The sequence below is a fragment of the Neisseria sp. GT4A_CT1 genome, assembly GCF_000227275.1.
GTDB lineage: Bacteria > Pseudomonadota > Gammaproteobacteria > Burkholderiales > Neisseriaceae > Neisseria.
In genome coordinates, this window is record NZ_JH164970.1 from 71038 (window position 1) to 78873 (window position 7836).

The 7836-nt window shown below is 53.6% G+C and carries 6 protein-coding genes and 1 pseudogene; 2 read left to right on the forward strand and 5 right to left on the reverse strand.

What is annotated here, in order from left to right:
* The first annotated feature begins 211 nt into the window (after window positions 1-211).
* Window positions 212-1072, forward strand: coding sequence for a sulfate ABC transporter permease subunit CysW (gene cysW, locus HMPREF1028_RS11575; RefSeq protein ID WP_009312943.1), 861 nt, complete (start codon window positions 212-214; stop codon window positions 1070-1072).
* Window positions 1069-2143, forward strand: a pseudogene (locus HMPREF1028_RS11580) (sulfate/molybdate ABC transporter ATP-binding protein). Before cysW ends, HMPREF1028_RS11580 begins: the two are co-directional and overlap by 4 nt.
* Before the next feature lie 66 nt (window positions 2144-2209).
* On the opposite strand, the gene HMPREF1028_RS11585 reads toward HMPREF1028_RS11580, so the two are convergent.
* The 5 genes from HMPREF1028_RS11585 to HMPREF1028_RS11605 form a co-directional block, all read right to left on the reverse strand.
* A complete protein-coding gene (locus HMPREF1028_RS11585) occupies window positions 2210-3328 on the reverse strand; it encodes a hypothetical protein (protein ID WP_003778773.1) in 1119 nt (372 codons plus the stop codon).
* Window positions 3329-3572: 244 nt separating this feature from the next.
* Entirely contained in the window at window positions 3573-5330 is a 1758-nt protein-coding gene (gene recD / locus HMPREF1028_RS11590; protein WP_009312946.1) for an exodeoxyribonuclease V subunit alpha, read from the reverse strand.
* A gap of 68 nt (window positions 5331-5398) precedes the next feature.
* A complete protein-coding gene (locus HMPREF1028_RS11595) occupies window positions 5399-5692 on the reverse strand; it encodes a chaperone modulator CbpM (RefSeq protein ID WP_009312947.1) in 294 nt (97 codons plus the stop codon).
* 11 nt (window positions 5693-5703) lie between these two features.
* Entirely contained in the window at window positions 5704-6648 is a 945-nt protein-coding gene (locus tag HMPREF1028_RS11600; RefSeq protein WP_009312948.1) for a DnaJ C-terminal domain-containing protein, read from the reverse strand.
* A gap of 324 nt (window positions 6649-6972) precedes the next feature.
* Window positions 6973-7533 (reverse strand): hypothetical protein, encoded by a 561-nt coding sequence (locus tag HMPREF1028_RS11605; protein WP_009312949.1) that lies wholly within the window; start codon window positions 7531-7533, stop codon window positions 6973-6975.
* Between the last annotated feature and the right edge of the window lie 303 nt (window positions 7534-7836).

Sequence of the window (7836 nt, forward strand, 5' to 3'; positions counted from 1 at the left end):
GAATCCGACCTACCGTGAAAAGTCGTTTGAAATCCCTGTTGCCCTGCGGTGGATTCCCGCCTGCGCGGGAATGACGAAAGCTAGACGTTTTTTGTTCCCCTTTTAATCCATAAAAGATAAAAGGTCGTCTGAAAACAAATCCGCCTCACAAAAAACGGTTTTCAGACGACCTCCAAACACCTTAAACAACAAACCAGAGAACACCACCGCCATGAAACCCTATTCCGCCAATCCCAACCTGACCGAACCGCGCTGGCTGCGCGTGCTGCTGACCGCTGTCGCGCTGGGGTTCCTGCTGCTGATGCTGGTCGTACCGCTCATCGCCGTGTTTTACGAGGCGCTGAAAGGCGGTTGGGATTTGTACCTGCAATCTATTACCGACCCCGAAGCATGGGCAGCAATCAAGCTCACCCTGATTACTGCTGCGGTGGTCGTTCCCGTCAATGCCGTCTTGGGCGTGGCGATGGCGTGGCTGCTGACCCGTTTCGACTTCCGCGGCAAGCAGTTGCTGACCACCCTGCTCGATTTGCCGTTTTCCGTATCGCCCGTGGTGGCCGGTTTGATGTTCGTCTTATTGTTCGGCGCGCACACGGCATTGGGCGGCTGGCTCGAAGCGCAAGGCATACAGATTATCTTCGCCATACCCGGCATTATTCTGGCGACACTGTTCGTTACCTTCCCCTTTGTCGCGCGCGAAATCATCCCGCTGATGCAGGCGCAGGGCGACAGCGAAGAACAGGCCGCGCTGATTCTCGGCGCAAGCGGCTGGCAGATGTTCTGGCGCGTTACCCTGCCCAACATCAAATGGGCGCTGCTCTACGGCATCATCCTCACCAACGCCCGCGCGATGGGCGAGTTCGGCGCAGTCAGCGTAGTATCGGGACACATACGCGGCGAAACCAACACCATCCCGCTTTTGGTCGAAATCTTCTACAACGAATACAACTTCACCGGCGCATTCGCCCTCTCCGGCGTATTGGCACTTTTAGCACTGGCGACGCTGGCGGTGCAAAACATCATCACAAAATTACAAGACAAAAAACTCGCCGCCGCCGAAAGGAACGCAGCATGAGCATCACCATCCAAAACCTAAACAAACACTTCGGAGCGTTCCACGCGCTGAAAAACATCAACCTCAACGTACCCACCGGCAAACTCGTTTCCCTGCTCGGCCCTTCCGGCTGCGGCAAAACCACGCTCCTGCGCATCATCGCCGGACTGGAAAACGCCGACGGCGGCAACATCCTCTTTGACGGGCAAGACGTAACCGCCAAGCATGTGCGTGAGCGCAAAGTCGGTTTCGTGTTCCAACACTACGCCCTCTTCCGCCACATGAACGTGTTTGACAACGTCGCCTTCGGTTTGACCGTATTGCCCAAGTCCGAACGCCCGCCCAAAGAACAAATCCGCACCAAAGTCGAAGAATTGCTCAAACTCGTGCAGCTCTCCCACCTCGCCAAATCCTATCCGCACCAGCTCTCCGGCGGCCAACGCCAACGCATCGCCCTCGCCCGCGCCCTCGCCGTCGAACCCAAACTCCTGCTTTTTAGATGAACCCTTCGGCGCACTGGATGCCAAAGTGCGCAAAGAATTACGCACCTGGCTGCGCGACATCCATCACAACCTAGGCGTAACCAGCATTCTGGTTACACACGACCAAGAAGAAGCCCTTGAAGTTTCCGACGAAATCGTCGTCATGAACCACGGCAAAATCGAACAAACCGGCAGCGCCGAAGCCATTTACCGCAAACCCGAAAACGCCTTCGTTACCGAATTTCTCGGCGAAACCGACGCATTTGAAGGCAGAATCGAAAAAGGCATCTGGCACTACAACGGCTTCGCGTGGAAATTGGACACGCAATACAAATGGCAGGAACAAACCGCCACCGGCTACATCCGCCCGCACGAATGGCAGCTCGCCGCCGAACACGAAACCCCGATGATCCGCGCCGAAATCGAAAAAATCCACGCCGTCGGCGCACTGACGCACGTTTTGGTGAAACACGGCAAACAAGACGTACATATCACGCTCGCAGGCAGCGACGCTTCTCGGCTGGATTTGACCGCAGGGCGGGAATTGGCATTAGTGCCGAAACAGGTTTATGTGTTTTCGCAGAACGAGTTGATTGAATATTCGATTTGATGGAGGAGAAAAGCAAAGGTCGTCTGAAAACTTGTTTTCAGACGACCTTTGCTTTATCCAAACGGCTTAGAATTTGTATTCCACCTGACCGCGCAAGACGTTGACGTCTTGTCTGCTTGAGCCGGCAGTCGGGGTAACTTGTTTGCCCGCCAAGTAAAAGCCTGACACTTTCCAGTTTTTCCAAGGAACGTAGGTCGCGCCGACTTGTACGCCTTGTACGTTTTTACTGTAGTCTTGTACGGAAGATACGCCCGAGAGTGCGCCGACGCGGCGGTAGTTCAGGAAGACGTCGTAGGAATTGCGGACTTTCCAGTCGGCGAGTTTGTAGCGGACTTCGGTGAACACGCCGTCGTTTTTGATTTTTTGTCCTGCATCGTTATAGGCTTTGATGTTGGACTTGCTGACTGCCGCCATCCAACGCCAATCGTCGTTGAATTTGACATCTGCGCCGATTTCGCCGAAGACGGCGTTTTTCTTCGCACCGCGCACGTCTATGTCTTTCATGTAGCTGACGGTTGCGCCGACGTTGATGTTTTCGTTAATCGGCAGGCTGCTTTGAATGGCGGCGAAGTGTTTGCGGCGGCCGCCTATGCCCCATACGTTGTCGTTGAGGCTGCCGGTGCGGCGGCCAGCGTAAATTTTGGTGGGTAGGGTTTTGTTGTCAAAGAAGATTTCGCCGCCGGTTACTTCGGTATCCCAGACGCGTCCGTAGGAGGAGAATGCGCCGAATTTACCGACGCGGGCTTTGATGCCTTCGGTAATCGAGCCTTCGGCATACAGTTTGTTCACGGGAACATCATGGTCGCCGTTGAATTTGCCGGTTTTCAAGTCGATGTTGGGTTCGATTTGGGTAACCAGTTTCCAGTCTTTATAAAGCTTGGCGCGCAACCAGAATTCGGCGTTGAAATTGGTATTGGAGGCGTCGGGCGTGGGATTGGTGCTGCTGTTGTTGGCATTGATGTCTTTGGTGTCGGCGCGGACGCGGAATGTGCCGTTTACGGTCAGCAAATCGTTGAAAATGCTGATTTTGTCTTCGTCTTTGCGGATGACGCTGCCCGAATTGACGTAATCGCTCGTCGTTGCCAATGCGGCGGCATCGCGCTCTACGCTAGCGGTTTCTGCAAATGCGGTGGGTAATGCCGCCAAGGCAGCGCATACAACGGCAAAGTTTTTTTGGATGTTCATGCCAATCTCCGATTGAAGGGTAAAAGGTATTTTTAACAAAAATTCCTAATCAATATTTGTTAGAAATTTACTAATTTTTGTAATCGAACGGCTGTAATCCTATGAAAGACGGCACAAACCGTCAAGAAGATTTAGAGTATTATGCTTATTTCCAAACTGATTTTGACGCATATCAATAGAGAAAGGTCGTCTGAAAACTTCCGGCAGCATCCGTTCCGTTTTCAGACGACCTTTAGGGTTTGATTCAAGCTTTCGGCACGAACATCGCGTCCAAGATGTCGCCCAATGCCGTGCGGCGGGTTTTGCGGGTTTCCACCGCCATCCGCCATTGCTCTTCATTTCCCCAAAAGACGAAGCGTTCCCGTGCGCGGGTGATGGCGGTGTAAAGCAGCGCATTGTTTAAGCCCGACAGCGCGTCATCCCCGCCCTGCTCTATTTTCCCCGACGGCGGCAGCAGCCAGACTTCCCGATATTCCGAACCCTGGCTTTTATGCACAGTCATGGCGAACGCGGAATCAAACTGCGGCAGGCGGCTGATGGCGATTTTTTTGAAACCGTCCGCATTCGGAAAATACGCCGCCAAGCCGTTCGCCGACTCCGCGTCGGGCATAATCAGCCCGATGTCGCCGTTGAACACTTCCAGCGTATAGTCGTTGCGCGCAATCATGATGATTTGTCCCGCGAACCACGGCGTATCCGCGCCCGCCCGATGTTTGCGTTGCAGATAGCGGCAATACTCTTCGTTAAACGCCTCCGCGTCCTGCCTCCATGCCGCCAAAACGACCACATCCGCCGCGTGTCCGAACGCCAGTGTCACATCGTTTTTATCGACTGCCTGCCAATATTTTTCGTGTTTGCGGTAAAGCAGTTCCGCCTGCTGTTTCAGACGACCCTCGCGGATTTCCAGCTCGTCGGGGAACAAGGCAAACTGCGCCCAACCTTCCCCGCCCTTGCCCGATACGACCGCCCTAGCCAGACAGCCGATGCCGCTATTTGCGCCGAAACGGTGGCTGACCGTCAGTTGCGCGACGTTTTGCGACAAAGCCGGCGGATTTTCCTCCACGGGGAAACCGTGTTCCGGCAGATAAATACTCAGTTGCTCCGCCGTCTCTTTATTCAAAACCGTCCGTCTCGACAACGCCGCCAATACCGCGCCGACGCCGACCGAAGGCAGTTGGAACTCGTCGCCCAAAAAAATCACGCGGCAGCCCGACGGAATCGCACGCAGCAAGTGAAGCAGCAGGGAAACATCCAACATCGAAGCCTCATCCACCACCAATACATCCAAAGGCAGCGGGCGGTTGCCGTCAAACGCAGGCAGCATTTGCGGCGGGCGCAGTTTCAAAAGGCGGTGGACCGTCTGCCCTTCCAGCGCGGACAAATGATTGCGTACCGCCTCCGGCATCTCGAAACCGTCCACCGCCCGATGCAGCGCGCGCGCCATATGCGCCGCCGCCTTGCCCGTCGGCGCGGCAAGCGCAATATGCGGCAGGCGCGTGGCAGAGTTGGTGCAAATCAGCCCCAAAAGTTTTGCCACCGTCGTCGTCTTGCCCGTACCCGGCCCGCCCGTAATCAGCATAAACGCTTGAAGCAGGGCAAGCCCCGCCGCATCCCGCTGGCCTTCGCTGCCCTTATCGGCAAACCAGCAAGACAAGTTTTGCGACGCGCTCATCCAATCCACAGGCTCGACTTCCGCTTCTGCCAAACGCTTGATTTCAGCCGCCAAATCATGCTCGAGTTGCCACATCCGCCCCAAAAACAGCTTTCTGCCCTGCAACACCAACGGCGACGCGCCCTGCCCGACTGACGGCGCCAATCCCGCCAATTCCTCCGCCTCGCCCTCATCCAGCCAAACAAACGAATGCCCGTTCTGCAAAGCCGCAAACAGCCGCAACACATACGGCGTCAGCACCGCAGCATGCTCCGGTACGCAACGCTCCAGCAAATGCCCGGCCGCTTGAGCGGCGGCAAGGTTCAAATCATCGGCGGTATTCTCAGCCATTTTCGTTTCCCGTATTGAAAAAAGGTCGTCTGAAAACTGTTTTTCAGACGGCCTTCTTTTGTTGACCGCTATTTGCCTTCATCCAGCAGGGATAAGGGCTGCTGCGCCTTGCGCAATTCTTCCACTTCGTCCAGCAGGCGCATAATCAGGCCGAGTGCGGGAATTCCGGCATCAAAGTCGCGGCTCAGGCGCTGGGCGCGGCGGATGCGGGCGAGTTGGAAACCGCTGTACAAAGTTTGTTCCGGCCTGCCGTTTACGCTGATGATTTCTTCCTCTATCAGCTCCAGCAGCCAATCGCGGCGGCAGCGGCTGGCAGCGAGGATTTCTTCGAAAGTCAGGGTAATGTCGGTGTGTTGCGTCATGGTTTGTCCTTTCAATTTGATGCGCTTTTGCCGTCAAAGTGGGCGGCAAGCTGCGCCCATGCGGCGCGGTCGGCTTCGCTTTCGGCCTTGGGAACGCTGATGCGGATGTTGAGGTACAAATCGCCCGCTTCTTTGGCCGGAATGCCTTTGCCTTTCAGGCGTATGCTTTTACCGTTTTGGCTGTTGGCGGGCAGGTTGACCTGCAAACGTCCCGCTGCGGTGGGAACGATGATTTTGCCGCCCAATACGGCTTCCCAAGGCTTGACGTCTATGGTCTGGTATACGTCTTTTTTGTTTTTAACGTATAAATCGGGTTTGTCGTGGAACTTGATTTTCAGATACAAATCGCCGTTTGCGCCGCCGTTGTGACCGGGCAGGCCCTGTCCCGCCAAACGGATTTGCTGGCCTTCGGTAATGCCTTTGGGAATTTTGACATTTAAGGTTTTGGTCTGATAACCGACGCGGCCGTATTCGTCCACGGTCGGCACGTTCAGGCTTAATGAGCGCTCCGCGCCGACATAAGCGGCGTAAATATCGATACTCAGTTCGGCGTGCTGGTCTTCGCCTTTAATCGGACCGTCCGGCCTTGCGTGCGCCTGTCTCTGACTGCGGCCGAAGCCGGCAAACAAATCTTCAAAATTGAAATCGCCCGCACCGAAAGGTTCGCCGCCGCGGTATTCGTAGTGAAAGCCGCCGGATTGCGTGCCGCCGAACGGATTGCCGCCTGCGCTGCGGCCGTAGGGGTTGGCCAGCAATTCGTCGTATTCGGCACGCTTTTCACGGTCGGATAAGGTTTCGTAGGCGGTGTTGATTTCGGCGGTGCGCTCGGCGGCGTCAGGTTCTTTGCTGACGTCGGGATGGTATTTGCGTACCAGTTTGCGGTAGGCCTTTTTAATGGTGTCGGCGTCGGCGGCTTTGTCCACGCCGAGAATTTCGTAATAGGTTTTTTCTGCCATATCGTTCTTCCGTCTTTATCATGTTAATCATTATGCCGTATTTGCTATTTATAAGGGCGGAAGGCATAGATTCAATACTCTAGGCGCACAAATAAACGGTTAAGGCAGGTAAGCATCAAAAAGGTCGTCTGAAAACGGAAATCCGGTTTTCAGACGACCTGTCTGGTGTAACGGAATCGATAGCTAAGAATGGCAAGGCGGCGGTTGTTCAAATCCATAGCCGTCTGGACGATGGTCTGTCAGAGCTTTTAGCCGGTTGAAACATACCAAAGCCTTTCTATTCCGTAGCCGGCTTTGTGAGCTTTCTGCCCAATACCTTACTCTTCAGTTATATTTAGATACAGAAATCAAACTGATATGTCGTGTTTTACGGTAACGCCGAGTTTGATTCGGCGCTTCACCTTTGCCCGGATAAATCCCTGTTCCACGTTCCACTTCAAATGTAAAATGTTTTGGTTGACGGGCAAATATTGCGTATTCACGCGATTCGATTGCTGATAGGTGGACTTCTTTGACTTTACCCAGCTTGGCTTCTGCATCTTTGATCTTCATGCCCGGGTGTACCCCCGAAGCCGTGTGGCAGGCGGGAGAGTCGGTCTCCAAAAAATCAATTTTTTTATGGAATTTTATAGGAGCATCAGGATCTTCTTCTCCATCTTGAGAAGCGAAAACCAAGATATCTTTAGACAGCGTAATGGCGACAAGCGCTACGCCATCATCGCTTGTTCTCTCCATTTTCGCCTTCGGGAATTTCTGTTTTACCTGCTTTAAGCTCTGCCCTAGTTTAATTCCTCCGATACTGTCTTTTTGAATCAAACATTCGGCAGCGGCAGGCATGGCAAGCCCCCAAACTAACGCGCTCATGATCCCGATTTTGTGCAACATGGTTACTATTCCTGTTTAATAAAATAGGATATTAACATATCAACTTATCTATATGACAAGGATATCGTTTCAGACGACCCGTATTACGTAACGGAATCGATAGCTAAGAATGGCAAGGTAGCAGTTGCTTAAATCCCATAACTGCCATCAAAACCTCCTCTTTCAAATACAGAAATTCCTTCGATAAGTCCCGTTTTACGGTAACGCCGAGTTTGATTCGGTGCTCCACCTTTACCCGGATAAATTCCTGTTCCCATTTCCATTCTAAATTCGAAATGTTGCGGGTGGCGGGTAAATATTGCG

What these genes read in the sequence shown, in the direction of transcription:
- recD (WP_009312946.1), bottom strand. Translation starts at nt 5,330, where the DNA reads ATGGCTGAGAATACCGCCGATGATTTGAACCTTGCCGCCGCTCAAGCG.
- HMPREF1028_RS11595 (WP_009312947.1), bottom strand. Translation starts at nt 5,692, where the DNA reads ATGACGCAACACACCGACATTACCCTGACTTTCGAAGAAATCCTCGCT.
- cysW (WP_009312943.1), top strand. Translation starts at nt 212, where the DNA reads ATGAAACCCTATTCCGCCAATCCCAACCTGACCGAACCGCGCTGGCTG.
- HMPREF1028_RS11605 (WP_009312949.1), bottom strand. Translation starts at nt 7,533, where the DNA reads ATGTTGCACAAAATCGGGATCATGAGCGCGTTAGTTTGGGGGCTTGCC.
- HMPREF1028_RS11600 (WP_009312948.1), bottom strand. Translation starts at nt 6,648, where the DNA reads ATGGCAGAAAAAACCTATTACGAAATTCTCGGCGTGGACAAAGCCGCC.
- HMPREF1028_RS11585 (WP_003778773.1), bottom strand. Translation starts at nt 3,328, where the DNA reads ATGAACATCCAAAAAAACTTTGCCGTTGTATGCGCTGCCTTGGCGGCA.